The following is a 25,948-nucleotide window of genomic DNA, read 5'->3' on the forward strand; positions in this document are numbered from 1 at the left end:
ATTTGCAACGAGCGGAGCGCGCCATGAGCGAGACGACGATCCTCAGCATGGAGGCGCTGACGCGCCGGATCGAGGCGGTCTTCCGCAAGGGCGGATTGTCGCCGCAGCATGCCAGCGCGCTGGCCCGCGTGATCGCGGCCGGCGAGCGCGACGGCTGCAAGTCTCATGGAGTCTTCCGGGTCGAGGGCTGCCTGCGCACGATCAAGGCCGGCAAGGTCTCGACTGACGCCGAACCCACCCTGCACGATGACGGCTCGGCCGTGCTGCGGGTGGCGGCGGGCGGCGCCTTCTCCCGCGCCGGGTTCGAGCTGGGTGCGCCTGCGTTGGCGGAACGGGCGAAGCAGCTCGGCCTCGCCGCTCTGGTGATCAACGACTGCACGCATTTCTCGGCGCTGTGGCCGGAGGTCGAGACGCTCGCGGACATGGGCGTCGCCGCCCTGGCGATGTGCCCGAGCTATGCCACCGTCGCCCCCGCAGGCGGAACGGCGGCTCTGCTCGGCACCAATCCCCTCGCCTTCGGCTGGCCGCGCCAGGGCGGGCACCCTTACGTCTTCGACTTCGCCACCAGCGTCGCCGCACGCGGCGAGATCGAATTGCACCGACGCGCCGGCAACCCGCTGCCCGAGGGCTGGGCGCTCGATTCAAGCGGCCAGCCGACCACGGACCCGACAGAAGCACTTGCCGGGGCGATGCTGCCGTTCGGCAGCCACAAGGGCTCGGCGATCTCGACCATGATCGAATTGCTGGCCGGCGTCATGATCGGCGACCTGACCAGCCAGGGTGCGCTCGACTTTCTCGGCACCACGACGCTGGCGCCGCAGCATGGCGAACTGATCCTGGCATTCTCGCCTGAGCGCTTCGCCGCCGGCCGTCCCGGCGATCCCTTCGCCCGCGCCGAAATCATGTTCGAGGCGATCGCCGGCCAGGGCGCACGCCTGCCCTCGCAGCGTCGCTTCAAGGCTCGCGAGGGCTCGCTGGCGGATGGCATCGCCCTGACCGCCGCCGAGATCGGGCAGCTCGACCGGCTGGAAGCGCAGGGCCTCGACGCGGTGGCGTGAGCGGCAAGGAAGCGAGGCTCGGTGGGGCGGTCAGCTCACGACCCATAGACGACGCCGGTTCTTGGGTCTCGGATTCAAACGACACTGGCCAACACCCGTCCCGCCGGAAGCACCAGAACAGTCCCGATCAGGCTGTATTTGTTGATATTCCCGGCAAGGGCAGTTCTTCCGCCTAGAGCCCGTTCCGATCAGCTTGCATAGCAAGCCGATCGGAAAAACGGTCTCTAAACTCAACGTGAGAGACGGATTCACCGATCAGATTGATTCAATCTGATCGGATCCAGCTCTAAATGCCGAGAGCGAGGACGGCGAATCTCCTCGTCTCCGACGGTTTGCCGAAAGAGGTCATCGGGCTGTGAGGCCGGATTGCAGAATTCGCGACGGAGGATCGTTCTCCGTCGCAGTGTGAGATCAATAATCTCAATCGAAGTGATAGTATCGCCCAGAAAAGTCGCAGCCCTTCAGCTCCATAAGGTGCAGGCTGCGCTCGAGATTGCATAATTGCGGCCCTACTGCTGCACCTGCGAAACCGGACAAGTTCATCAGTAGCCTCCCGTCTGCCATTTTCCAGGTTCCGTGCGCGGTGTTATTGTTGGGAACCTGGACAACGAAATCTCCAGTGCTCAGGAACGTAAAATCGGAGTTGTTATCGTGAACATATTTACCAGAAATATCTTGACGAAGCGAATTGCGCTTGCAGAACTTTGTGACAGCTTCGGAAAGTTTGCGTGACGATAAAGGCGCATCAAAGCTTATTCCGAGTGAGAAATAATCGCCGCATTCGCTGTCGACGAGTTTGTTGTCGCGGTACTTGCATGCGATATTTTTTCCACGCAAGCTTATAAGATTGATGCGTGGGTTTGCCTGGAAGTCAGTAAGGCGAGCGAGGTATATTCGCACGTCGTCGCCCAACTCCAACGTTCCGGCCATCATTTTCGTCGTAACGCGAAAAGAGCAATCATCCCAAAAATCACTTGCGACAAATTCAAAAGAATCATTTGATTCTAGGTACTTGAGTTTATGTTCAAAACGCCTCTTCTTAAACAGCAACCCTTCTTCCTTGATCTCAGAGAAAGAGTCGACAGGATCAGGCGCTCTTGAACTAGATTTTCCGAGGGGGAAGCCCGAAAGGCCAATCCCGACCAACTCTTCAAACGAATGAGCGGCCACGGCTGTGCTCGCAAACACCGTTATCGCGCACGCAGAAAACGACCCCATCCACGACTTCATCCGAATCCCCAGCCTCGCTGTTATTTGCCTTACCTAGGGGAGTGCGTCCTGAACGCCTAATGAACTAACGACCGTCGTGCTTCGCAACTAGACGACTCAGTCGGCCCGTCGCAGCGCCGCCAACATGGCGGCGAAGGCATGGCCTCGGTCAGATCGGCGAGATCGTCATGGAGATAGCCAACCAGCCGATTAGAGCTTTGTGCCTCATCCACCAACTTCGCCGCACTGCGGGCGACACGTTGGCGCGAAGCTGAAAGCCGCTCAAGCGACTTCTGCTAACGACCCAACTGAGACATTCGTCAGTCGGGCAGCTTGACACCCCTAGCTCAATAGAGAGGCTCTCCCGTCGCCGGGAGGGCCGGGTCCCCCTCAATCCTCAGGCGGCGCGCTTCAGCGCACCGGCCTGCTTCGACCACTGCGCGTACCAGGCGTCGAACAGCTTGAGCTGCGCCTCGACATAGCCACGCTGGCTCTCGCCGAGCACGTCGGTCGGGTTGAAGTGCAGCCTGTATTCGGCGTCGCCCTTCAGCACCATCATGTGCTTGAAGTAGAGAACGAGCTCCGGCCCCTCGTCGAAGGAGGAGAGCACGGCGAGCGCCGCCTCGAGCTCGAGCGCCAGCCGGCGCGCCTCGACGTCGCCCTTCGCCGCCGCCTGGCTCAGGCTGACGAGGTGCAGCACCTCCTTGGGCAGCACGCAGCCGATGCCGGTGATCGCGCCGGTCGCGCCGCAATTGACGAAGCCGTGGAAGACGCAGGTGTCGACGCCGATCATCAGCGAGACGTCATCGTCGCGGCTGGTGATGTTTTCCGCGGCATAGCGCATGTCGGCGGCGCCGCCGAATTCTTTGAAGCCGACCAGGTTCGGATGCTCGGCCCGCAGCGCGAAGAACAGGTCGGCGCGGGTGGCGAAGCCGTAATAGGGGCTGTTGTAGATCACCGCCGGCAAGTCCGGCGCGGCGGAAAGGATCGCCTTGAAGTGGTGGCGCTGCGCCTCGACCACCGAACCGCGCGAGAGCACGCGCGGGATCACCATCAGCCCCTTGGCGCCGACCTTCCGGGCATGGGTGGCATGGGCGACGGCGGAGGCCGTGTTGACCGCCCCGGTGCCGACGATGACCGGCACGCCGGCCTTCACCAGGGCCTCGACGCCTTCCATGCGCTGCGCGTCGGTCAGCAGCGGCCAATCGCCCATCGAGCCGCAATAGACCACGGCCGACATGCCCGCGGCGATCAGTTCCTCGCCCTTGCGCGCCAGCGCTTCGAAATCGGGGCTGCGGTCGTCCTTGCAGGGGGTCATCAGCGCCGGCATGCAGCCGGAAAATATCTGGGCCTTCATCACGCGCTCCTCGGGCTGGCGGTTCCATGGACGGCCTGTCTCGCCGCCTTGATCGACAATGATAATACTCTTTGTATTTTTTTTGTCGACAAGAAAAATCACCGCGCAAGAACTCACCGTTCCGGGACGTCACAGACGGCTCCGGAGCGGCGAAAGGCGAGGTTTGGAGTGCGCGCTACAGCGCCAGCGTCTGGCGCCGGTCGCGCGCGATCAATTGCTGGATCTGCTGGACGATCTGGTCGGCATGGGCTCTGGCCAGCCGGTCGGCGCCTTCGACGTCGCGGGCGGCGATCGCCGCGATCATTTCTTCATGTTCCGCCACATAGCGCTGCGGCAGCCGATCCTCGAAGGAGGAGTAATAGAGCCGCAGGATACGCCGGCCCTCGTCGAGCAGGCGGCAGAACAGCCCGGTATAGTAGGGATTGCGCCCAGCGCCGGCGATCGCGGCATGGAAATCGCGGTTGGTCGCGATCATCGCGAGCGCGTCCTGCGCCGCGACGGCCGCCGCGAAGGCGGCCTGCCGGGCGCGGATGACGTCGAGATCGGCCGGCACATGGAACTCGGCGGCCAGCCGCGTGGTGACGCGGTACATCAGCGTGATCGCGTCGAAAAAGGTGTGCAGGTTGAGGAAGTCGATGTTCGACACCACCGTCGAGCGGTTGGGCAGCGTCGTCACCAGCCCCTCGCTCGCCAGGCGCACCAGCGCCTCGCGGATCGGCGTGCGCGACATCGACAGCCGCTCGGCGAGCTGGATCTCGTCGATCGGGCTGCCGGGCGGCAGCACGAGGTCGATGATGTCGTCGCGCAGGATGTCGTAGACGAGCTTGACGCCCTCGCCCCGCTTGCGCTCGGCCGGCACGGCCATGGTCTTGTCGGTCATGTGCGGTCCCTTGTCGACATGACGAATACAGCTCCGCAGAGAGCGCCGCAAACAAGGCCGCATCGTCATTTCGTAGATCGTGCACGATCGGTCATTGACGATCGATGATTCATCTTCGATAGTGATCGTCAGGGAGGAGACGAGGATGATCCGCAAGCCCGTTCTGGCGCGCGTCGCGCTGGTCGATCAGGTGACGGCGCTGCTGATGGAGCGCATCCTCGACCGCGACTACGCACCCGGCGAGAAGCTCAACATCGATGCGCTGTCGCGCGAATTCGAGGTCAGCTCCTCGCCGATCCGCGAGGCTCTGACCCGCCTGTCAGGTCTCGGCCTCGTCGCCGCAGCGTCCTTCACCGGCTTCTCCGTCGCACCCGAACCGTCGCGGGACTGGTTCGAGCAGCTGCGCGACTTCCGCATCCTGAACGAGGGCTGGGCCGCCAGGCAGCTCGCCCGCAGCCGCGATCCCGATGCCATCGCCCGCATGCGAGAGAGCATCGCAGCCATTGAGGCAGTCCCGCTGCACGGGCAGACATCGGACTATGTCGGCGCCAGCCAGGCCGACGAGGCCTTCCATGAGGCAATCCTGGCGGCCAGCGGCAACGAGATCCTGGCCCAGGCGGTCCGCAGCCTGCATCCGCATCTGCACCACGCCCGCCTGTTCAGCCGCATCCCGCACGACATCGGCCCGTTGCTGGACGAGCACCGCGCCATCCTCGACGCGATCGAGCGCGGCGACGAGGACGGCGCGCAGGCGGCCGTCGCCGCCCATCTGACGACCTCGTGGCGCCGCTACGGCAGCTGGCATGCCGACCAGCCGGGCGCGCGCTGACACCCCCGACAAGGACCTCCGGAATGGCCAAGATCGTATCCGTCGACGTGCTGCAGGCCGACCTCAAGCCCAAGGTCAAGCGCACCGACGCCGTGCAGAGCTTCGAGCTGCAGGAGACGCCGCTGGTACGCATCACCGATGCCGACGGCGTCACCGGCACCGGCTACAGCTACACCATCGGCACCGGCGGCTCCTCGGTCTGCAAGCTGATCGACGACCATCTCGCGCCCGTGCTGATCGGCCGCGATGCCGAGGAGATCGAAGGGCTCTGGCGCACGCTGTTCTATCGCGTCCACGCCACCACGGTCGGCGCCATCACCTCGATCGCACTCGCCGCGATCGATACCGCGCTCTGGGACCTGCGCGCCCGCAAGGCCGGCCTGCCGCTGCACCGTCTCGCCGGCGGCGCCAAGAACGCCATCGACCTCTACTACACCGAGGGCGGCTGGCTCCACATGGACGAGGCCGAGCTCGTCGACGAAGCCGTCAAGGCCAAGGAACGCGGCTTCGGCGGCACCAAGGTCAAGGTCGGGCGCCCGCATGTCGCCGAGGACGTCAAGCGCCTCTCGGCCGTGCGGGACAAGGTCGGTTTCGGCTGGGAGATCATGACCGACGCCAATCAGGGCCTCTCGCTCGACGAGGCGATCCGGCGCGCGCGCCACTATGAAAAGCTCGACGTCGCCTGGTTCGAGGAGCCGATCCATGCCGACGATGTCGGTGGCCATCGCCGCCTGTCGCAATCGACCACGGTGCCGATCGCGGTCGGCGAGTCCATGTATTCGCTCTCGCAGTTCAAGGACTATCTCGAGGCCGGCGCCTGCTCGATCGTCCAGGTCGACGTCGGCCGCATCGGCGGCATCACGCCCTGGCTCAAGGTCGCGCACATGGCCGAAGCCTTCAACGTGCCGGTCTGCCCGCACTTCCTGATGGAGATCCATCTCGGCCTGTGCTGCGCCGTGCCCAACAGCCGCTGGCTCGAATACATTCCGCAGCTCGACCTCGTGACCTCCTCGCCGATCCGCATCGAGAACGGCAAGGCGATACCCTCGGACCAGCCCGGCCTCGGCATCGACTGGGACTGGCAGGCGCTGGAGCGAACGATCGTCCACCGCAGGAGCCATGGCGCGGCCCCCGCCCTCAGGACGGGAGCCTGAGATGAGCGCGCTCGCAGGACAGATCGTCGTCATCACCGCCGCCGGGCAGGGCATCGGCCGCGCCACCGCCGAGGCCTTCGACCGCGCCGGCGCCAGCGTCTGGGCAACCGACATCAGCGAGGACGCGCTGGCCGCGATCGAAGCCGGGCCGAACCTGCAGCGCCGCAGGCTCGACGTGCTCGATGCCGCCGCCGTCGCCGCCGTTTTCGCGGAGATCGGGCGGGTCGATGTGCTCTTCAACTGCGCCGGCATCGTCCAGAGCGGCACGGTGCTGGACGCCAGCGAGGCCGATCTCGATTTCGCCTACGACCTCAACGTCAAGGCGATGGTGCGTACGATCAAGGCAGCGCTGCCTGGCATGCTTGAGCGCAAATCCGGCTGCATCGTCAACATGGCCTCGGTCGCCTCCAGCCTGAAGGGCGTGCCGAACCGCTTCGCCTATGGCGTGACCAAGGCGGCCGTTCTTGGCCTGACCAAGTCGATCGCCGCCGACTATGTCGCCCACGGCATCCGCTGCAACGCGATCTGCCCCGGCACGGTCGAGAGCCCGTCCTTGCAGCAGCGGCTGAGTGCGCAGGGCGACTATGAGGCGACCCGCGCCGCCTTCGTCGCCCGCCAGCCGATCGGGCGGATCGGCACGCCGCAGGAGATCGCCGATCTCGTCGTCTACCTGGCGGGCGCAACCTACACCACCGGCCAGGCCCACATCATCGACGGCGGCTGGACGATCTGAAGACCCGACGACCTAACGGCAGCGGGCGACAGGAGGATTTCGCATGAGCCAGCCTTCCGCGCGCGGCACGGCCCGCTATCGCGCCGACGATCTCACAACACTGGCGCGCAGCCTGCTGGAGCGTGCCGGGCTGCCGCCGGACAAGGCCAATGACGTGGCCGAGGTCCTTGTCGAGGGCGACCTCTTCGGCAAGTCGACGCACGGCCTTGCCTTGCTGCCGCTCTATCTGCGCGAGATCGAGAGCGGGGGCATGACCGCCGCCGGCGAGCCCGAGATCCTCAACGATATAGGCGCCTGCCAGACCTGGGACGGGCGCAAGCTGCCCGGCCCCTGGCTGGCGCGCCGCGCCACCGCCGAGGCGATCGCCCGGGCCAGGCGCTTCGGCCTGGGGGCGGTCGCCATCCAGCGAAGTCACCACACCGCCTGCCTCGGCACCTATCTCCAACCGGCGATCGACGCCGGCTGCCTGATGCTGCTGACGCTGACCGATCCCGGCCACAGCAGCGTCGCGCCCTTCGGCGGCGTCACGCCGGTGCTGACCTCGAACCCGATCGCCTTCGGCGCGCCCGCGCCGGACGCGCCGATCCTGATCGACATGTCGACGGCCCTGATGACCAATGGGAGCGTCGCCGCCTACCGCCAGCGCGGCGAAAGCCTGCCGCATCCCTTCCTGATGGACGCTCAGGGCCGGCCCTCGACCGATCCGAACGTCATCGCCGCCGACCCGCCCGGCACGATCCTGCCGCTCGGCGGGCTGGAAGCCGGCCATAAGGGCTTCTCGATCGGGCTCATCGTCGAGCTCCTCACCGGCTGCCTCGCCGGGCGCGGCCGCGCCGAGGGCGGCGATGGCTGGAGCGCGGCGGTCTTCATCCTGGTGATGGATCCGGCCGCCTTCGGCGGCACCGAGAATTTCGACCGCCAGGTCGCGGTCCTGGCCGAACGCTGCCATGCGGCGCAGCCCCGCCCCGGCTTCGACCACGTCGAGCTGCCGGGCGCCCATGGGCTTGCCCGGCGCGAGCGCCAGTTGCGCGACGGCGTCCAACTCTCCGCCGGCATCGTCGCCGGCCTCGCCGAGAGCGCGGCGCGCTTCGACTGTCCCATGCCAGTCGCCATCGCCTGAGCGCGTGGCCGCCGGCCGTCATCCCCAAGAACAACGAAGCTTCGAGGAAACCCCATGTCCCAGGCGATCGCGGCCGGAACGACACCGGCCGAACAAGCGAACATCCGGCGCGCGGTCACGGCGGCGACGATCGGCACCGTCATCGAATGGTTCGACTACGCGCTCTATGGCGCGGCTGCCGGCCTGATCATCAACAAGCTGTTCTTCCCGCAATTCTCGGAGTCGGCCGGCGTGCTCGCCGCCTTCGCGACCTTCGCCGTCGGCTTCTTCAGCCGGCCGCTCGGCGGCATCGTGATCTCGCATATCGGCGACCGCTTCGGCCGCAAGCCGGCGCTGATCTTCACCATCGCCCTGATGGGTGCCTCGACCGTGGCGATGGGCCTTCTGCCGACCTATGCCCAGGCCGGAATCTGGGCGCCGATCCTGCTCGTGATCCTGCGCCTGCTGCAGGGCTTCGGCGCCGGTGCCGAATATGCCGGCGCGGTCACCCTCGTCGCGGAATACGTGCCGCCGGAGCGCAAGGCCTATTACACCGCTTATCTCCAGGCCGCGACGGTGGTCGGCATCATGCTCGCGACGCTGAGCTTCCTGCTCGTCTCCTATCTGCCGGAAGAGACCCTGCTCGGCTGGGCCTGGCGCGTGCCCTTCCTGGTCTCGGCGCTGCTGTTCCTCGTCGCCCTCTACATCCGCAAGCATCTCGACGAGACCCCGGAATATGTCGCGGCGATGGAGAAGGCGGCCGAGCAGCGCCATGAGGCGAAGGTCCCGCTCGGGGAGCTCCTCTCCAAGAGCCCGCGCGAACTGCTCTTCGGCTTCCTGTCGGTGACCGGTCACAACGCCAACGCCTATATCCTGAGCGCCTTCAGCCTGAGCTACATGACCAACACGCTCGGCATGACCCGCACCGACTCGCTCACCGCGGTGATGATCGCGACCCTGACGGGTATCGTCACGACGCCGATCATGGGCGCCATCGCCGACCGCGTCGGGCATGCAAAAGTCTACCTGTTCGGCGCGATCTTCGTCTTCTGCTACGCCTTCCCGATGTTCGCCCTGCTCGACACCAGAAACCTCCTGCTCTGCACGATCGCCCTCAGCATCGGCTACGGCATCGGCTTCGGCGGCCTCGCCAGCGCACAGGGCGCCTTCCTCGCAAACCTGTTCCCGACCCGCTACCGCTTCTCGGGCATCGCCATGACCCGCGAACTCAACAGCGTCGCGATCGCCGGGCCGACGCCCTTCATCGCAGCGGCGCTGGTCACGGCCGGCGGCGGCAAGCCGAGCTATGTCGTCGCGTATCTGATGCTGTGCTGCGCCGTGACGGCGATCGCCATCCTCGCCGTCCGCTCGCGCTCCTATGAGCGCGGCAGCGAATGACGACCGAGACTCGACTGGGCCTGCAGCAGATGCCGCAGGCCCAGAGCCAACCTTGCTGAGCTACTGCCCGATCTGCCGGATCGCGATCTTGTTGACGCGCGGCTTGGCGTCGCCCTGCTGCTCGATCGCGACCTCGCCATTGCGGACATGGAAGCGGATCAGCGTCGCGCCGGCGCCGCGCCAGTCTGCGGTCTCGCCATCGTCCTCGTAGAGCTCGCCGGACGCGCCCTCGACCACGCCGCAGACCAGCACCTCGCGCTCATCGCTGATGCCCTTGGCATCGCCGAGCGGGATCAGCGCGCCGGCCCGCACGAACAGCGGCAAACGGCCGAGGGGCGCCGGAACCGTCACGGTGACGCCGCCGGGATAGTGCTCGCCATTGTGCCAATCATACCAGCCGCCCTCGTGCTGCGGCAGGTAGACGGCGCGCTCGCGCGCGCCTTCCTCCAGCACCGGCGCGACCAGCACGTCCGGCCCGAGCATGAAGACGTCGTCGACCGCGATCGCCGCCGCATCCTGCGGGAAATCGTAGAGCAGCGGGCGCACGGCCGGGATGCCGTCGCGGCTCGCCCGCCACATCTGGGTGTAGAGATAGGGCATCAGCCGGTAGCGCAGGCCGATCGCCTCGCGCACCTGCGGCACCATCTCCGGATACATCCAGGGCAGGTTGACCACGCCGTCATCGTTCCAGGAGTTCATCACCATGCGCGGCCAGAGTGCGCAGAACTCGTTGAAGCGGACGAACAGCTCCGGCCCGGGCGTCGGCCCATGGAAGCCGCCGACATCGTGGCCGATCGAGAACATGCCCGACAGGCTCATATTCAGCCCCTGGGTCAGGTTGTAGCGCAGCGTCTTCCAGGCGGTCTCGTTGTCGCCCGACCAGGTCTGCGCGTAGCGCGAGATGCCGGCGCAGCCGCCGCGCGTGATCGAATACTGGCGCTTGCCCGGCTCGCGCGCAGCCTGCGTCTCATAGGAGAGCTTGGTCATCAAGAGCGGTTGCGCCGGGCGCGCCAGCGCCTGCCGGAACGGACGTCCGTCGCCGTCGCAGACCGCGTCCTCGTCCCAGATCTCGTATTCGTTGTTGTCGTTCCAGACCGTGGTGAAGCCGTGGTCGAGCAGCGCGCTCTCGATGCCGGCGCGCCACCAGGCTCGGCCCTTCGGGTTGGTGTAGTCGATATGGAAGCCGAGCCCGTCCCAGAACTGCGCCACGGCCGGCTCACCGGTCTTGGCATCCTTGACCAGGAAGCCCTGGTCGAGCGCTTCCTTGAGGCGCGGATGGTCGTCGAGCAGGCAGGGCTTGAGATTCGCGACCGTGTGCATGCCGGCTTTGTTCAGCCGCTTCATCGTCGCCAGCGGATCCGGGAACTTGTCGCGGTTCCAGTTGAAAGCGTAGCGGCGCTGGCCGATCTGGGTATAGCCCGAACCGAAATGGAAGCTGTCGCAAGGGATCGCGTGCTTGCGGCACTTGGCGATGAAGTCGCTGATCCTTGCATCGGCGTCGGGCGCATCGGCGATCGCCATCGACGTGACGCCGAAGCCGAAGGACCAGCGCGGCGCAAAGGCTTGGCCGCCGGTCAGCCATGAGAAGCGCTTGACCACATCCGGCACGGTCGGACCGGCCATGACGTAGTAGTCGAGGTCGCCGTCATCGCCTTTCCAGGAGCGGAACAGGCCGTGATAATTGTCGAGCGTGCAGCCGAGATCGACGCTGCCGGTCGAAAGGTTGTCGTAGAACACGCCATGGGCGCCGGCCTTCCCGTCGACGATGAAGAAGGGCAGCATCTTGTAGAGCGGGTCGGAGAGCTCGGCATCGAAGCCGCAGGGATCGACCGCGTCGATGGCGAAGCGCCGCCCGGTGCGGTCGAGCGGGCCGGCCTTGTCGCCGAGCCCGTAATGCCGCTCGGCATAGTCGCGCGCCATGAAATGCGCCACCGCACCGGTGCGCGGCGAGATCAGATAGGCCTGCGTCGTGCGATCCTGCAGGAAAGGCTCGGCCTTGCCGTCGCGGCGCCAGGCAATGCCGAAGGGCGAGAGCGTGACCTCGGCGGAGAGGCCGCCGGCCGAGAGCGTGACCTTGCCCTCGCCTTCGCTGACGCTCGCCTTTGGGCAGGTGAAACCGGAGAGGTCATCGCGCGGGCGCCCCTCATAAGGCGGCTCGAGCCCGCCCGGTGCGATCGACCAGCCGCGGTCGAGGCGATAGCCATCCTGCGGCTTCAGCGTCACCCGGCCGATATCGCCTTCGAGGATGCGGATGGCGATCGTCGCGCCGAGGCCGACATCGAACAAGGCGGCTTCGCCGTCGCGGCCGAGATAGCGGCCTTGCGTCAGGGCTTTCATCAACTGATCTCCGAACGTCTCAATCTCAACCACGCCGTCGTCCCGGGCGACCGAAGGGAGACCCGGGACCCATTCCAGAGCCTTTCCGATAGAGGCTCAGGAATGGATCCCGGATCTGCGCTTCGCTCCGTCCGGGATGACAGTGCGAACAATCAAACCCGAACCGCTTTGCCAGCGTCATCGAACAGGTGCAGATGCTGCTGCGGGAAGGCGAGCGCGACGCTGGCGCCGCGCTGATGCTCGCTCTGGCCGTCGAGCCGGAGCGTGACCTGCGGCAGGCCGGGCGAGGCGCCGTAAAGATAGCTTTCGCCTCCGAGGCGCTCGACCAGCTCGATGGCGAGCGGCACGCCGCCATCCTGCGCCGCCAGCGCAAGATGCTCCGGCCGAATGCCGAGCGTGACAGCAGCGCCGGCGGCAAGGCTGCCGGTCTGACAGCCGACCTCATGCCCGGCCGCGCCGATCGCGACGGTGCCCGGCCGGATCACCTTGCCCGGCAGCAGGTTCATGCGCGGCGAGCCGATGAAGCCGGCGACGAAGAGGTTGTCGGGCCGGTTGTAGAGCTCCAGCGGCGTGCCGACCTGCTCGATCTTGCCGCCATGGAGCACGACGATGCGGTGCGCCAGCGTCATCGCCTCGACCTGGTCGTGGGTGACGTAGATCATCGTGCCGCCGATCTCTGCATGGAGCGCGGCGAGCTCCTTGCGGGTGGCGACGCGCAGTTCGGCGTCGAGGTTCGAGAGCGGCTCGTCGAACAGGAAGATTTTTGGATCGCGCACGATGGCGCGGCCGATGGCGACGCGCTGGCGCTGGCCGCCGGAGAGCGCCTTGGGCTTGCGCTCGAGATAGTCGGTCAGGCGCAGCATGCCGGCGGCGCGCTTCACCCGCCTGTCGATCTCGTCGCGCTTGAAGCCCATGTTCTCCAGCGCGAAGGCCATGTTCGCGTAGACGCTCATATGCGGGTAGAGCGCATAGGACTGGAACACCATGGCGAGCCCGCGCTCGGAGGCCGGCAGCCCGGTGACATCTGCGCCGTCGATCGCGATCGACCCGCCGGTGATCGTCTCCAGCCCGGCGATCGAGCGCAGCAGCGTCGACTTCCCGCAGCCGGAGGGGCCGACGAAGACGACGAATTCGCCGTCAGTGACGTCGAGGTCGATGCCGTGCAGCACCGTGGTCGCGCCATAGGCCTTGCGGACGCCGGATAGGCTCAGTCCCGCCATTATTTCATTCCCGTATTGGCGATGCCGGTGGTGATGAAGCGCTGCAGGAAGACGAAGACCAGCGCGACCGGCAGCAGCGTCACCACCGTCATCGCGAGCAGGTAGTGCCACTGCGTCTGCAACTCGCCCTGGAAGGCATTGAGGCCGATCTGCAGCGTATAGGCCTCGGTCTTGGTCAGTACCGCGAGCGGCCAGAGGAACTCGTTCCAGCGCCACATGATCGAGAAGATCGCGAGCACGGCCAGCGCCGGCATAGCCAGCGGCATGACGATGCGCCAGTAGATCTGCCACTCCGAAGCCTTGTCCATGCGCGCTGCCTCGATCAGGTCGCGCGGCAGGGTCAGCATGTACTGGCGCAGCAGAAAGACGCCGGTCGGCGTTGCAGCGCCGGGCAGGATCACCGCCCAGAGCGAGTTGACCAGGCCGAGCTTGGTGATGACGAGATAGACCGGCACCAGGATGATGGTGATCGGGATCATCAGCGTGCCGATAACCATCAGCATCACCGCCGTCTTGCCGCGGAACTCGTAGATCGAGAGCGCATAGGCCGCCATCGAGTTGATCACCAGGGTGATCAGCGTCGCGACTGCCGTCACGAAAACCGAGTTCCACAAGAAGCGGGTGAAGGCGAAGCGCTCCAGCGGCTCGGTGTAGTTCTCGGTCGCGAGCTTGAACTCACGCACCGGGGTGCGCTTGTCGATCGGCACGCGGATGCTCTGGCCGGGATTGGCCGGGTCGATCATCTGCGCCTGGATGCCGATGCGGCGGACCTGCGCCAGCACGCGCTTGCTGCCGTCCTCCATCGTCACCTCGAAGAGCGGCAGCGGCTGGGCATGGCCCTCGACCCGGACCTCCTTCTGCGACATCGGCAGCAGCGAGGGCGGGAATTCGAGCAGGCCGGCCTGCGTCTTGAAGGAAGAGAGCCCGAGCCAGAGCACCGGCCCGAACATCAGCACGACGCCGAGCCCGAGATAGGCGTAGGCCGCGATATCGGTCCAGTGCCAGCGGCCGGGATTGCGCCGGGCCGTCGCCATGCGGGCGAGCCTGTTCATGCCGCCCCCTTGCGGCGGCTCGCCGCGAGTTGGGCCAGCGTCAGCGCGAACAGCACGACGCCGAGCACCACCGAGGCCGCCGCTGCCAGGCCGAAATTCTGGACCTGGTTGGCGAAGGCAGTCTCGTAGATGTAGTGCACCACCATCAAGGTCGCGGTGCCCGGGCCGCCGCCGGTCAGGACGAAGACCTCGTCGAAGGTCTGCACGCCGCGGATCAGCGCCAGTACGATCACGACGATCATGTTTGGCCAGAGCAATGGCAGGGTGATCCGCCAGAACGTGCGCCACCGCGGCGTCGCATCCATCTCGGCGGCTTCATAGAGATCGGCGGGTATCGCCTGCAGGCCGGCAAGCAGGATCAGCGTGTAGAAGCCCATATGGGCCCAAATCGAGACGAAGACGATCCAGAACATCGCCCAGCTCGGATCGACCAGGAACAGGATGCGCTCGCCGCCGAGCGAGGTGATCGCGGCGTTGAGCAGGCCGTCGCGCTGCAGGATCCATTTCCAGGTCAGCGCCACCACCACCGGCGAAAGCAGCACCGGGAAGAAATAGACCGCGCGGAAGAAGCCGCGCGCCCTGATCTTCATATTCAGCACCACCGCCGTCAGCAGCGAGAACAGCACCATCGCCGTGACCTGGAAGACAGTGAAGCGGGCGGTGTTGGAGACGCCGCGCCAGAAATGATCCTCGCGGCAGGAAGACGGATCCAGGAACGAGCCGCAGTCGAAGAGATAGGCGTATTGCTGCGCCCCGACATAAGGCCGCTCGGAGGGGAAAAGCCCCGCTCCGCCCGTCACCGAGAAGATGAAGTTGATGATGAGCGGCAGGAAGACGAAGAGGGAGAAGAAAACGAGATTGGGCAGGAGGAAGACATAGGCCATCCGCCGCTCGCCGATCAGCCGCTGCAGAGCCTGCATCGGCCAGTCGATCAGGCGCATCAGCATCGCGAGCGGCGCGGCGAACAGGCTCGCTGCGCGGGCGCGGTCCGGCTGCGCCGCGGGGATGGGAGCGTCGGAGGCCATCCGCCTTACTTCTTGCGCTCGGCGATCTGCTGGGCGATGTCGGATTCCATCCGCTTATAGGCCTCGTCGAGGCTGCCCTCGCCCGAGATCGCCTGGCCGAGCCGGCTGATCACCGCGTTGAAGATGACGCGGTTGCTCGTATAGCCCTGCAATTGATAGGCAACCGGCGAGAGCTGCGCGACCTGGTCCGAGAAGACCTTGAGCGCGGCCTTGGCCGGCGCGCTGGCGCCCTGATAGTCGAGGCCCTTTGCGGCGATGCCGAGATGGCCGGGCACGAACAGCGAGCGGGCGTAGAACTCGCTCAGCACCGGCTCGCTGGCGAGGTAATCCATCACCTTGGCGACGGCTTCCGGGCTCTTGGTCGTCTTGATCGCGACGAGACCGGCCCCGCCCGGCATGCCCGAGCAATTGCCGGCGCCACAGGGCGAGGGAACCGCGATCCAGTCGAAGGCGTCGCCCACCGTCTTGTCGAACTGGGCGATCTGCCAGGAGCCCGACTGGTACATCACGACCTGGGCGTTCTTGAACTCGTCATTGGCGCCGCGATAGGCGGTGCCGGAGACCGAGCCCCAGAGCTCCTTCTTCATCACGCCGTTGTTGTGCCAGTCATAGACCAGCTTGGCGCCGCGCTTGAAACCGTCGTCGATGACAGCCGGCTCGCCCTTGGCGTCGAAGACCTTGGCGCCCTCGGAGACCGCGACCGAGAAGAAGCGGTGGCCGGAGCGGTCCATCGCCAGCGGGAACGGCGCCTGGACCTTCGTCGCGACGTCCTTGACCGCCTTGCCCCACTCCTCCCAGGTCGCCTTGGCTGATGGCATGGCGATGCCGGCCTGCTCGAACAGCGTCTTGTTGACGAAGGGGCCGGTGACGGTGAGCTGCGTCATGAAGCCGGTGATGGCCTTGGTGTCCCCCTCGGGGCGCATCCAGGGCAGGAACGGCCCGAAATTCTTTTCCCAGTAGGCCGCGTCCTTGAGGTGGGGCCGCAGGTCGAGCGCATAGCGGGCGATGCCGCCGAGATCGACGACGCGGGCGATGTCGGGGCCCTGGCCCGAGGCGAGCTGGACGGGAAGGTTCTCGGTGATGGCCGTGTAGGGCACCTGGTCGAGCACGACCTTGATGTCCTTGTTCTGGGCCTCGAAGCGCTTGAGCAGGTCGGTGATGACCTCGCCCTCATTGCCGTCGGAATACCAGGCGATGCGCACCGTGGTCTGGGCCTGCGCGAAACCGCCGATGACGAGGCCGGCCGTCAAGGCGAGCGCCGAAATCCAATGCTTGCTGTGCATGAGCGTTCCATCCCCGCTTGAACCGGTGCCTCGATGAGCACCTTGACAATCATTTAGGCAAACGTTTGCCTAACTTGTCAATCCCGAAGTGAGCCGGCATCTCTTGGGAGCCGGTTCACTAGGCGCAGAATCGGGGATGGGAGCGCGATGAAGACCAGGGCCGCCAGGGCACATCACGGTTCGGTATCGCTCACCACCGTCGCGGAGGATACCGGCGTCTCGATCTCGACGGTGTCGCGCATCGTCAACGGCGAGAGCGGGCGGGCCTCGCCCGAGACGGTGGCGCGCGTCGAGGAGGCGATCGCGCGGCTGGGCTATCGGCCGAACCCGGTCGGGCGCGCGCTGCGCCAGCGTGCCAGCCGGGTCGTGGCGATGCTCTCCCCCAATCTCGACAACCCGGCGATGGCAGCGATCGCGGTCTCGACCGAGGCAGCGCTGCGCGCTGCCGGCTATGTCATGATCCTCTGCGACACGCACGACCGCGCCGAATTGCAGGACGACTATCTCCAGGCGATGCGCGAGCAGTTCGTAGCCGGCTATGTGATGGTCAGCGCGGTGCGCAGCCGCGGGCTGGAAGAGACACTGCGGCGCGGCGACCCGATGGTCTTCGTCGCCCGCCATAACCCGCTCGGCGGCGGCGCCTATGTCGGCATCGACAACCGAGCCGCAGGAGCCGATGCCGCCGACTTCATGCTGGCGCGCGGCATCGAACGCCCGGCCGTGCTGATGGCGGCCCAGAATGTCTCGAGCACGCAGGAGCGCGCCTCCGGCTTCATCGACCGGCTCGTCGCACACGGTATACCGGACAACGCGATCCGCCGCGCCAGCGGCCCCGGCCTGTCGCATATCGAGATCGGCTATGCCGCCGCGAAGGCGCTGGTCCAGCAGGGCGGCTGGCCGGAAGGCGCGCTCTGCGTCAGCGACATGATCGCCTATGGCGCCTATCGGCTGGCGATCGAGAGCAATGTGCAGATCCCGCAGCGCTGCATGCTGGTCGGGGTGGACGGCAATGCGCTCAACCACTGGATCGCCCCCTGGCTGACCTCGATCCGCATCCCCTATGAGAGCTTCGGCGGGCATGTCGTCGCCCAGCTGGAATCGCTCTGGAGCGGTGAACCGACGTCGGAGGTCCGCATCCCGCATGAGCCCCCGATGGTCGGGCTCGCACAGAAGGCAACGGCATGACCCTGCTCGACCACGAGACTCAGCCGCTCGAGCAATGGCGCGAGGGCGTGATGACGCTGATGCGGGTCTCGGCGCTGGTGCGCTCGTCCCAGCTTTGCATCTTCGAGCAGTTCTGCGATCCCGGTCTCGGCGCTCCCCTCCATCTCCACGCCGTCGAGGAGGTGCTGGAAGTGATGCAAGGCGAAGCCGAGGTCACGCTCCGCGGCGAGAGTCTGACCTTGCGAGCCAACCAGTCCATTGTGATCCCGGCCGGCGCCAGGCACGGCTTCCGCAATATCGGCCGCGGCATCCTCAAGGTCCGCGCCACGCTCGCCGCCCCGATCTTCGAAGCGAGCTATGACGACCGCGCCGAGCAGTCGCGACGCTGGATTCCCTGAAACGGACAGGTGCGAAGAGCCAGCTACAGCCCCGGCCCTGCAGTCATGCTACAAAACCGTTGTCCTGCCGCAACGAGGGATGGCCGATGAGCGGACCGCATCATGTCGTGGTGATCGGCGGCGGCTTCGCCGGATTGGAGACCGTGCATCGTCTCGCCGGCGCCGACGTGCGCATCACCATCGTCGACCGGCGCAACCATCACCTCTTCCAGCCCCTGCTCTACCAGGTCGCCACCGCCTCGCTGGCCACCTCCGAGATCGCCTGGCCGATCCGGCATCTGTTCCGGCGCCGTGGCGACGTCACCACGCTGCTCGCCGAGATCACCGGCATCGACACCGTGAGGCGCGAGGTCGCGCTCTCGACCGGCGAGGTCCTGCCTTACGACACGCTCGTCGTCGCCACCGGCGCGACCCATGCCTATTTCGGCCATGACGACTGGGAGCCCTACGCACCCGGCCTGAAGACGCTCGAGGACGCGACGACGATCCGCCGCCGCATCCTCACCGCTTTCGAGCATGCCGAGGCGCAGGCCGATCCGGAACGTCGCGCGGCACATCTGACCTTCGTCGTCATCGGCGCCGGCCCGACCGGCGTCGAGCTCGCCGGCACGATTGCCGAATTGGCGCGGGCCACCTTGCCGCAGGAGTTCCGCCGGATCGATACCCGCACAACCCGGGTCGTGCTGGTCGAGGCCGGCCCGCGCATCCTGCCCAGCTTCGATGCCGATCTTGCAGACTATGCGCATCGCGAATTGCAGCGCATCGGCGTCGAGGTCCGCACCGGCGCGCCGGTGACCGCCTGCACGCCAGACGGCGTCGTGATCGGCGAGGAGCACCTGCCGGCAGCGACCGTCATCTGGGCCGCCGGCGTGCGCGCCTCGCCGGCCGGCGCCTGGCTGGGTGCCCGCACCGACCGCGCCGGCCGTGTCGAGGTCGAGCCCGATCTCAGCGTGCCCGGCCATCCCGAGATCTTCGTGATCGGCGACACCGCTAGCGTCATGGATCAGGACGACAAGCCGGTGCCCGGCATCGCGCCCGCTGCCAAGCAGCAGGGCCGCCATGTCGCCGCGACGATCAAGCGCCGGCTCGCCGGCGACAAGGCGCCGCGACCCTTCGCCTACAGCCATGCCGGCAGCCTTGCGACCGTCGGCAAGCGCGTCGCCATCATTGATTTCGGCCGGGTCAAGCTGAAAGGCTGGCTAGCCTGGTGGCTCTGGGGCCTGGCGCACATCTATTTCCTGATCGGCGTGCGCAACCGGCTCAGCGTCGCGCTGAGCTGGCTCTGGATCCACGCCCGCGACCAGCGCAGCGCCAGGCTGATCACCCAGCGCGACGTGAAGCGCGATGAACGCGGCTGATGGTGCTCAACGCCCGGTCAGATAGCGCGCCAGCCCCGCCGTCGAGGCGTCATGCACCTCGGCCGGCGCCTTGCCTTCGATCACAGGCAGCAGCGCCGTCGCCAGCTCCTTGCCGAGCTCGACGCCCCATTGATCGAAGGCGTTGATGTCGAACACCGCCGCCTCGACGAAGACGCGGTGCTCATAGAGCGCGATCAGCCGCCCGAGCGTGAACGGATCGAGCTTGCGATAGGCGATGGTCACGCTCGGCCGGTTGCCGGGGAAGACCTTGTGCGGCGCGAGCTGCTCGATCGCCTCCGGCGACAGCCCCTGCTTCGTCAATTGCGCCTTCGCCTCCTCCAGCGTGCGGCCCTTCATCATCGCTTCGCTCTGGGCGAGGCAATTGGCGAGCAGCAGGCGGTGCTGATGGGCGAGTTCCGGCTCGTGCCCCTCGGCCGCGACGAGGAACTCGCAGGGGACGATGTCGGTGCCCTGGTGCAGCAGCTGGAAGAAGGCGTGCTGGCCGTTTGTACCGGGCTCGCCCCAGACCAGCGGCCCGGTCGGCCGCGTCACCGCGCCGCCTGCCTTGTGCACGCGCTTGCCGTTCGATTCCATGTCGAGCTGCTGCAGATAGGCCGGCAGCCTTGCGAGGCGCTGGTCGTAAGGCAGGACAGCGCGAGCCGGGTAGCCGCAGGTCTCGCGATGCCAGAGGCCGATCAGGCCGAACAGCACCGGCAGGTTCTGCGCCAGCGGCGCGGTGCGGAAATGCTCGTCCATCGCATGCCCGCCGGCGAGGAAGGCACGAAAGTTCTCGGGCCCGATCGCGATCATCACCGGCAGGCCGATCGCCGACCAGACCGAATAGCGGCCGCCGACCCAGTCCCAGAAGCCGAAGATCCGGTCCGGCTGGATGCCGAAGGCCGCGACCTTGTCGAGCGCGGTCGAGACAGCGGCGAAATGCCTGGCCACGGCGTCTTCGCCGAGCGCCCCTGCGATCCAGCGCCGCGCCGTCGCGGCATTGGTCATGGTCTCGATCGTGGTGAAGGTTTTTGATGCCACGATCACCAGCGTTCGGGCTGGATCCAGCTTCGCCAGTGTGTCGGCGATATGGGCGCCGTCGACATTGGAGACGTAATGCAGGCGCGGCCCGTCATGGTAGGGCGCCAGCGCCAGCGTCGCCATCACCGGTCCCAGATCGGAACCACCGATGCCGATATTGACGACGTCGGTGAAGCGCCCGCCATCGGCAGCCGCGATCTTGCCGCTGCGGATACCATCGGCGAAGGCGGACATCCGCTCCAGAACGGCGTTCACCTCGGGCATCACGTCGACGCCATCGACCATGACCGGTTTTCCGGACTGGTTGCGCAGCGCTGTGTGCAGCACGGCCCGCCCTTCCGTCGTGTTGATCGGCTCGCCGGCGAACATCGCGTCGCGCTTGGCCTCGACATCGGCCGCCTCTGCGAGCGCCAGCAGTAGCTCGATCGTCTCGGCCGTCACCGCCGTCTTGGAATAGTCGAGCAGGAGGTCTTCGAGCCGGGCCGACAAGGTCTGGAAGCGATTGGTGTCGGCGGCAAAGAGCTCGCGCAGATGCTGCGAGACGGTTCGGGTGCGATGCGCGGCAAGATCCGCCCAGGCCTTCTCCAGCACGATCATTCTCCGTGGCGATTGCGACCGGCCGCCGCAGCGACAATGCGAAGTAGCATATCGATGGCGGCAAGGTCACGGCTGGAGCCGGGCAGGACGGATATGCAGAGGGAGGATCGTCAGCCCGAACGGGCGAGTTGCGCTTCCAGCTCTACCGCTTTCGGCAGATCGGCGCCGCGGCGACCGACCGTGATGGACGCAGCAGTCGCGGCGTAGTTCAGCGCATCGCCCAATATTGCCAGGTCGAGCCCGGCGACATCTTCGATGCTCAATCGATCCGTTTGCGACAGCCGCCCCAGCAAGGCGGCATGGAAACTGTCGCCGGCGCCGACGGTATCGCGGACGCTGACCATTTTGGCCGGCACCTCGACACTTCCCCCGGCGCAGAAGCCGATCGCGCCATCCGCGCCGCGCGTGATCGTCACCAGCTTCGCGCCGAGCCCCAGCCAATAGGCGGCAGCCTCCTGCAGCGACAGCTTCCCGCCCCAGGCGATGCGGACATCCTCCTCGCTCGCCTTGATGATCGTCGCGGTGCGGTAGAAGCGTTCGGCAGCGCGAGCCCACAACGCCATGTCCGGCACCACGCTCGGTCGCAGGTTGGGATCGACGCTGATCACGAGCCGGCCATGCTCGCGCGCGGCCAGCGAAGCCAGCGTCGCACCGGTCGGCTCGACCACCATGCTGTAGGAACCGAAGGTCAGCGCCCGTATCTCAGGCGGCAATGGGGACGGCAGATCGGCCGGCATCAGGAAACGGTCGGCCGCGCCCTCGCCGTGAAAACCGTAGCTGGGCTGCCCGTCCGTCCCTGTCGTGACGGCCGATATCGTCGAGAGCCGGTCGCTGCGGACGATGAAGCGGGGATCGACGCCTTCCTGCCTCAGCCGCCCCGCCAGCATCGCGCCGATGCCGTCGCGCGAAATCGCTCCGAGGTAGCCGACCGGCAGGCCGAGCCGCGCCAGGCCGATCGCGACATTGAAAGGCGAACCGCCGGCCACCGCGCGCCCGGCCATTTCGGCTCCCTCGGGCGGATCGAGGAAGAGATCGACCAGCGCCTCGCCGCAGACCAGGATCATGCCACCGCGCTCAGGCTGCGCGAGGGATGGCGCAGGGCCGTGTCGAACGGATTGAGCATCGCGCCCAATGTCGCTGCCTCCGCCCTGAGGATGGCGACGACGCCGGGCAGTCGCTCGGGCCGCAAGCGATCCGCCAGCGTGCCGACGCTGAGGGCCGCGACGGCGCGCCCCTGCGCATCGAAAACCGGCACGCCGAGACCCGCCATGCCCGGGATCAGGCCGGTGTTGAGATTGACCCAGCCCTGCGCGCGCGCCTTCTCCAGTTCGACCCGCAGCGCCGCCTCGTCGAGGAAGCCGCGGTCGAGCAGGCGCGGCACGTTGAAACGGATCACCGCTTCGCGCTCGGCCTCGGGCAGATGGGCGAGGATGGCAAGGCTGCCCTGACCGAGCCCAAGCGGCACCTTGCCACCGATATCGCCGGTGAAGGAGCGGATCGGGAACGGCCCCTCGATGCGATCGAGGCAGACGGCTTCATAGCCGTTGCGCACCAGCAGGAAGATCGTGTCGGTCAGCGTCGCCGACAGGCGCAGCAGCACCGGCTTGGCGAGGTCGCGCAGGCCGTCGGCATGGCCGGCGCGGGCCGCCAGCACGAAGAAGTCGAGCGCCAGCCGGTAGCGCTTGCCGATCTGCTCGACGAAGCCTTCGGCGGCGAGGTCCTGCAAGGCGCGATGCGCCGTGGGCTGGCTGCAGCCAGCCTGTTCGGCGAGGTCCTTCAGGCGGATGCCGCCGGCATCCGCCGCCCCGACCAGGCGCAGCAGTCCGAGCGCGCGACGCAGGCTGGAAAGAGGCTCGGCGGAATCAGTCATTCGCCTACGCTAATCATTCCAGCACATGCTCGCAATAAATTTCATATGCAGGAATTTATAATATAAAAATTCTCTCAGATGGAATTATGCGTTGACGAAATTCCACCGCTCCGGCTTCTGGAACGCATGAGGGCAAAAGACCCCGATGAGTGGGCGGGGCAAGCCGAGCGGGAGAGGTCATGGGCTTCCTGACGCTGGACAAGCTGAGCAAGGTCTACGGCGATTTCGCCGCAGCGCGCGACATCGACCTCAGCGTCGCCAAGGGCGAGTTCGTCTCGCTGCTCGGTCCCTCCGGCTGCGGCAAGACCACGACGCTGCAGATGATCGCCGGGCTGGTCGAGCCGACCACGGGCACGATCACGCTGGACGGTCGCGACATCACCCGCGAGACCCCGAACAAGCGCGGCCTCGGCATCGTCTTCCAGAGCTATGCGCTGTTCCCGCACATGACGGTGGCCGAGAATGTCGCCTTCGGCCTGGAGATGCGCAAGGTCGCCAAGGCCGAGCGCGACGAGCGCGTCGCGACCATGCTCGGGCTCGTGCATCTCGGCGGCTTTTCCGAGCGCTATCCGCGCCAGCTCTCCGGCGGCCAGCGCCAGCGCGTCGCCATCGCCCGCGCCCTCGTCATCCAGCCGCCGGTGCTGCTGCTCGACGAGCCGCTGTCCAATCTCGACGCCAAATTGCGCGAGGAGATGCAGTTCGAATTGCGCCGCATCCAGCAGCGCGTCGGCACCACCACGATCATGGTGACGCACGACCAGGCCGAGGCGCTCTCGATCAGCGACCGCGTCGTGGTGATGGAGCAGGGCCGGATGACGCAGGTCGACGCGCCCTACAGGCTCTACGAGAACCCGGCGACGCCGTTCATCTCCACCTTCGTCGGCAAGATGAACCGGCTGGACGGTGTCTGGCGCAAGGGCGCGGCGGAGGTTGCCGGCATCGCCCTGCCGGCGGAGGCCAGTGGTCTTCAGGAAGGACAGGCGATCGCGCTCTCGATTCGGCCGGAGAAGATCGCGCTGAAGCCGCCAGGGCAAAGCCGGCTCGACGGCACCATCGCCAATCGCTTCTTCCTCGGTGGCTCCTGGCTTTTCACGGTCGAGACGCCGGCGGGTGCCATCCTGGTCTCGGCGCCGAACGACGGCGAGGAGCCGGCCCGCGAAGGCGCCAGGGTCGCGCTCGACTGGGCTCCGGCCAGCCTGCGCATCGAGCCGCTCGCGCAGGGAGCGGCGGCATGAGTGTCGGGCGCTCAGCGGCGACACCGTTCTGGCTCGCCGGGCCGGGCGCGCTGGTCTTCCTCGGGCTCATCGTCCTGCCGCTCGTGCTGACGGTGATCCTGTCCTTCCACGCCTATGACCACACCACCGGCATCAAGAACGAGTTCACCCTCGCCCACTACGCGGCCGTATTCTCGGACGACTACTACCTCGGCATCTTCTGGCGCACGCTCCGCCTCGCCGCGCTGACCACGCTGATCTGCGCCGTCATCGGCGCGCCCGAGGCCTATATCCTGTCGCGGATGCGCGATCCCTGGCGCTCGGTCTTCCTCCTGGTGATCATCGGGCCGCTCTTGGTCTCGGTCGTGGTCCGCGCGTTCGGCTGGAGCATGCTGCTCGGCTCGACCGGACTCGTGAACCAGTCCCTGCAGGGGCTCGGCTTCGAAAGCGTGCGCCTGCTCTATACCGAGACCGCGATCGTGATCGCGCTCGTCCACGTCATGCTGCCTTTCATGGTGATCCCGGTCTGGACCGCGCTGCAGAAGCTCGATCCGATGGTCGAGGCCGCCGCCTGGAGCCTTGGCGCCTCGCACTTCACCGCGTTGCGCCGGGTCGTGCTGCCGCAGGTCTCGCTCGGCATGCTCTCAGGCAGCCTGATCGTCTTCGGCCTTTCGGCCTCGGCCTTCGCCATCCCCGGCCTGCTCGGCGGGCGCCGGCTCAAGATGGCGGCGACGCTGGTCTACGACGAATACATGCACGAGCTGAACTGGCCGCTCGGCGCGACGATCGCGATCATCGTCCTCGCCGCCAATCTCGTGATCATGCTGGCCTATAACCGCGTCATCGAGACGCGCGCCCGCAAGACCTTGGGGTGAGTTCGATGCAGAAGAACGGCCCCGTCGCGCTCCTCTTCCACACCCTCGTCGTCTCCTTCGTGCTGGCGCCGCTGGCGGTGATCTGCCTGGTCGCCTTCACGCCGGAGAACACGCTCTCGATCCCGACCACCAGCTTCTCGCTGCGCTGGTTCAAGGCGATCTTCGAGCACCCCGACTTCGTCGCCTCCTTCGTCAACAGCCTCTGGCTGGCGACGCTCGCCGCGACGCTCTCGGTCGCGATCTCGGTGCCGGCGGCGCTCGCCATCGACCGCTACGACTTTCCCGGCCGCAATGCACTGAACGCCCTTTTCCTCTCGCCGCTGATCATCCCGCACCTCGTGCTCGGCGTCGCCTTCCTGCGGCTCTTCGCGCTGATCGGCGCGACCGGCAGCTTCGCCTGGCTTGTCGCCTGCCATGTCGTGGTGATCACACCCTATGTGCTGCGCCTCGTGATGGCCGCCTTCACCGGGCTCGACCGCTCGGCGGAGCAGGCGGCGATGACGCTGGGGGCCTCGCACTGGACGGTGTTCCGCCGCGTTACCGCGCCGATGATCCTGCCGGGCATCACCGGCGGCTGGCTGCTCGCCTTCATCAACAGCTTCGACGAACTCACCATGTCGATCTTCGTGACCTCGCCGCAGACCGTGACGCTGCCGGTGCGGATGTACATGTACGCGACCGAATCGATCGATCCGATGATGGCCGCCGTCTCGGCGCTGATGATCGCGCTCACCGCTGTCGCCATGCTGGTGCTCGACCGCGCCTTCGGCCTCGACAAGATTCTCGTCGGGCAGAAATGA

General features: G+C 66.7%; 23 protein-coding genes. 12 read left to right on the forward strand and 11 right to left on the reverse strand.

Features of this window, described 5'->3' with window-relative positions:
• Nucleotides 1-23: 23 nt before the first annotated feature.
• Nucleotides 24-1,058, forward strand: a complete 1,035-nt coding sequence (locus BMZ21_RS19390; protein WP_091837858.1) for an Ldh family oxidoreductase — start codon at nt 24-26, stop codon at nt 1,056-1,058.
• Nucleotides 1,059-1,478: 420 nt separating this feature from the next.
• On the opposite strand, the gene BMZ21_RS29980 is transcribed toward BMZ21_RS19390, so the two are convergent.
• The 3 genes from BMZ21_RS29980 to BMZ21_RS19400 all read right to left on the reverse strand — a co-directional run bounded on the left by BMZ21_RS29980 (nt 1,479) and on the right by BMZ21_RS19400 (nt 4,504).
• On the reverse strand, nt 1,479-2,228 hold the full coding sequence (locus BMZ21_RS29980) for a hypothetical protein (RefSeq protein ID WP_143079738.1): 750 nt from the start codon (nt 2,226-2,228) through the stop codon (nt 1,479-1,481).
• Between the two features lie 436 nt (nt 2,229-2,664).
• A complete protein-coding gene (locus tag BMZ21_RS19395; RefSeq protein ID WP_091837861.1) occupies nt 2,665-3,624 on the reverse strand; it encodes a dihydrodipicolinate synthase family protein in 960 nt (319 codons plus the stop codon).
• A 175-nt stretch (nt 3,625-3,799) separates the two neighbouring features.
• Nucleotides 3,800-4,504, reverse strand: coding sequence for a GntR family transcriptional regulator (locus tag BMZ21_RS19400; RefSeq protein WP_091837863.1), 705 nt, complete (start codon nt 4,502-4,504; stop codon nt 3,800-3,802).
• A 145-nt stretch (nt 4,505-4,649) separates the two neighbouring features.
• Between BMZ21_RS19400 and BMZ21_RS19405 the strand changes: the two genes are divergently transcribed.
• The 5 genes from BMZ21_RS19405 to BMZ21_RS19425 are packed head-to-tail and all read left to right on the forward strand — an operon-like array spanning nt 4,650 to nt 9,717.
• On the forward strand, nt 4,650-5,333 hold the full coding sequence (locus BMZ21_RS19405) for a GntR family transcriptional regulator (RefSeq protein ID WP_091837865.1): 684 nt from the start codon (nt 4,650-4,652) through the stop codon (nt 5,331-5,333).
• Nucleotides 5,334-5,356: 23 nt separating this feature from the next.
• The gene (locus BMZ21_RS19410; protein ID WP_091837868.1) at nt 5,357-6,487 is read left to right on the forward strand and encodes a mandelate racemase/muconate lactonizing enzyme family protein; all 1,131 of its coding nucleotides are present in this window, start codon (nt 5,357-5,359) and stop codon (nt 6,485-6,487) included.
• Between the two features lies 1 nt (nt 6,488).
• Complete coding sequence (locus tag BMZ21_RS19415) at nt 6,489-7,220, forward strand: SDR family oxidoreductase (RefSeq protein WP_091837870.1); 732 nt, start codon at nt 6,489-6,491, stop codon at nt 7,218-7,220.
• 43 nt (nt 7,221-7,263) lie between these two features.
• The gene (locus BMZ21_RS19420; protein WP_091837873.1) at nt 7,264-8,340 is read left to right on the forward strand and encodes an Ldh family oxidoreductase; all 1,077 of its coding nucleotides are present in this window, start codon (nt 7,264-7,266) and stop codon (nt 8,338-8,340) included.
• A gap of 54 nt (nt 8,341-8,394) precedes the next feature.
• Entirely contained in the window at nt 8,395-9,717 is a 1,323-nt protein-coding gene (locus BMZ21_RS19425) for an MFS transporter (protein ID WP_091837876.1), read from the forward strand.
• 60 nt (nt 9,718-9,777) lie between these two features.
• On the opposite strand, the gene BMZ21_RS19430 is transcribed toward BMZ21_RS19425, so the two are convergent.
• The 5 genes from BMZ21_RS19430 to BMZ21_RS19450 form a co-directional block, all read right to left on the reverse strand.
• The gene (locus BMZ21_RS19430; protein WP_091837879.1) at nt 9,778-12,054 is read right to left on the reverse strand and encodes a glycoside hydrolase family 31 protein; all 2,277 of its coding nucleotides are present in this window, start codon (nt 12,052-12,054) and stop codon (nt 9,778-9,780) included.
• Between the two features lie 152 nt (nt 12,055-12,206).
• Nucleotides 12,207-13,277: an ABC transporter ATP-binding protein gene (locus BMZ21_RS19435; protein ID WP_425285456.1), complete on the reverse strand. Its 1,071-nt coding sequence runs from the start codon at nt 13,275-13,277 to the stop codon at nt 12,207-12,209.
• Complete coding sequence (locus BMZ21_RS19440) at nt 13,274-14,326, reverse strand: carbohydrate ABC transporter permease (protein ID WP_091837885.1); 1,053 nt, start codon at nt 14,324-14,326, stop codon at nt 13,274-13,276. The genes BMZ21_RS19435 and BMZ21_RS19440 overlap by 4 nt, the downstream gene beginning before the upstream one ends.
• Nucleotides 14,323-15,351 (reverse strand): carbohydrate ABC transporter permease, encoded by a 1,029-nt coding sequence (locus BMZ21_RS19445; RefSeq protein ID WP_091837887.1) that lies wholly within the window; start codon nt 15,349-15,351, stop codon nt 14,323-14,325. Before BMZ21_RS19445 ends, BMZ21_RS19440 begins: the two co-directional genes overlap by 4 nt.
• A gap of 5 nt (nt 15,352-15,356) precedes the next feature.
• Nucleotides 15,357-16,634 (reverse strand): ABC transporter substrate-binding protein, encoded by a 1,278-nt coding sequence (locus tag BMZ21_RS19450; RefSeq protein ID WP_091837890.1) that lies wholly within the window; start codon nt 16,632-16,634, stop codon nt 15,357-15,359.
• A gap of 147 nt (nt 16,635-16,781) precedes the next feature.
• On the opposite strand from BMZ21_RS19450, the gene BMZ21_RS19455 reads away from it, so the two are divergent.
• From BMZ21_RS19455 to BMZ21_RS19465, 3 genes are all read left to right on the forward strand, one after another.
• Complete coding sequence (locus BMZ21_RS19455) at nt 16,782-17,819, forward strand: LacI family DNA-binding transcriptional regulator (RefSeq protein WP_091837893.1); 1,038 nt, start codon at nt 16,782-16,784, stop codon at nt 17,817-17,819.
• Complete coding sequence (locus BMZ21_RS19460) at nt 17,816-18,196, forward strand: cupin domain-containing protein (RefSeq protein WP_091837896.1); 381 nt, start codon at nt 17,816-17,818, stop codon at nt 18,194-18,196. Before BMZ21_RS19455 ends, BMZ21_RS19460 begins: the two co-directional genes overlap by 4 nt.
• A gap of 86 nt (nt 18,197-18,282) precedes the next feature.
• Entirely contained in the window at nt 18,283-19,554 is a 1,272-nt protein-coding gene (locus tag BMZ21_RS19465; protein ID WP_091837899.1) for an NAD(P)/FAD-dependent oxidoreductase, read from the forward strand.
• A gap of 6 nt (nt 19,555-19,560) precedes the next feature.
• On the opposite strand, the gene pgi is transcribed toward BMZ21_RS19465, so the two are convergent.
• The 3 genes from pgi to BMZ21_RS19480 all read right to left on the reverse strand — a co-directional run bounded on the left by pgi (nt 19,561) and on the right by BMZ21_RS19480 (nt 23,059).
• On the reverse strand, nt 19,561-21,189 hold the full coding sequence (gene pgi, locus BMZ21_RS19470) for a glucose-6-phosphate isomerase (protein WP_091837902.1): 1,629 nt from the start codon (nt 21,187-21,189) through the stop codon (nt 19,561-19,563).
• A 110-nt stretch (nt 21,190-21,299) separates the two neighbouring features.
• Nucleotides 21,300-22,253 (reverse strand): carbohydrate kinase family protein, encoded by a 954-nt coding sequence (locus BMZ21_RS19475; RefSeq protein ID WP_091837904.1) that lies wholly within the window; start codon nt 22,251-22,253, stop codon nt 21,300-21,302.
• Nucleotides 22,250-23,059 (reverse strand): IclR family transcriptional regulator, encoded by an 810-nt coding sequence (locus BMZ21_RS19480; RefSeq protein ID WP_091837906.1) that lies wholly within the window; start codon nt 23,057-23,059, stop codon nt 22,250-22,252. Before BMZ21_RS19480 ends, BMZ21_RS19475 begins: the two co-directional genes overlap by 4 nt.
• 179 nt (nt 23,060-23,238) lie before the next feature.
• Between BMZ21_RS19480 and BMZ21_RS19485 the strand changes: the two genes are divergently transcribed.
• Genes BMZ21_RS19485 through BMZ21_RS19495 form a run of 3 tightly spaced genes read left to right on the forward strand, consistent with a single transcriptional unit; the run spans nt 23,239 to nt 25,948 of the window.
• On the forward strand, nt 23,239-24,294 hold the full coding sequence (locus tag BMZ21_RS19485; RefSeq protein ID WP_091837909.1) for an ABC transporter ATP-binding protein: 1,056 nt from the start codon (nt 23,239-23,241) through the stop codon (nt 24,292-24,294).
• Nucleotides 24,291-25,148: an ABC transporter permease gene (locus tag BMZ21_RS19490; protein WP_091837912.1), complete on the forward strand. Its 858-nt coding sequence runs from the start codon at nt 24,291-24,293 to the stop codon at nt 25,146-25,148. Before BMZ21_RS19485 ends, BMZ21_RS19490 begins: the two co-directional genes overlap by 4 nt.
• A 5-nt stretch (nt 25,149-25,153) precedes the next feature.
• On the forward strand, nt 25,154-25,948 hold the full coding sequence (locus BMZ21_RS19495; protein ID WP_091837914.1) for an ABC transporter permease: 795 nt from the start codon (nt 25,154-25,156) through the stop codon (nt 25,946-25,948).

It is taken from the genome of Allobosea lupini (genome assembly GCF_900109525.1).
GTDB classification, from domain to species: Bacteria; Pseudomonadota; Alphaproteobacteria; order Rhizobiales; family Beijerinckiaceae; genus Allobosea; species Allobosea lupini.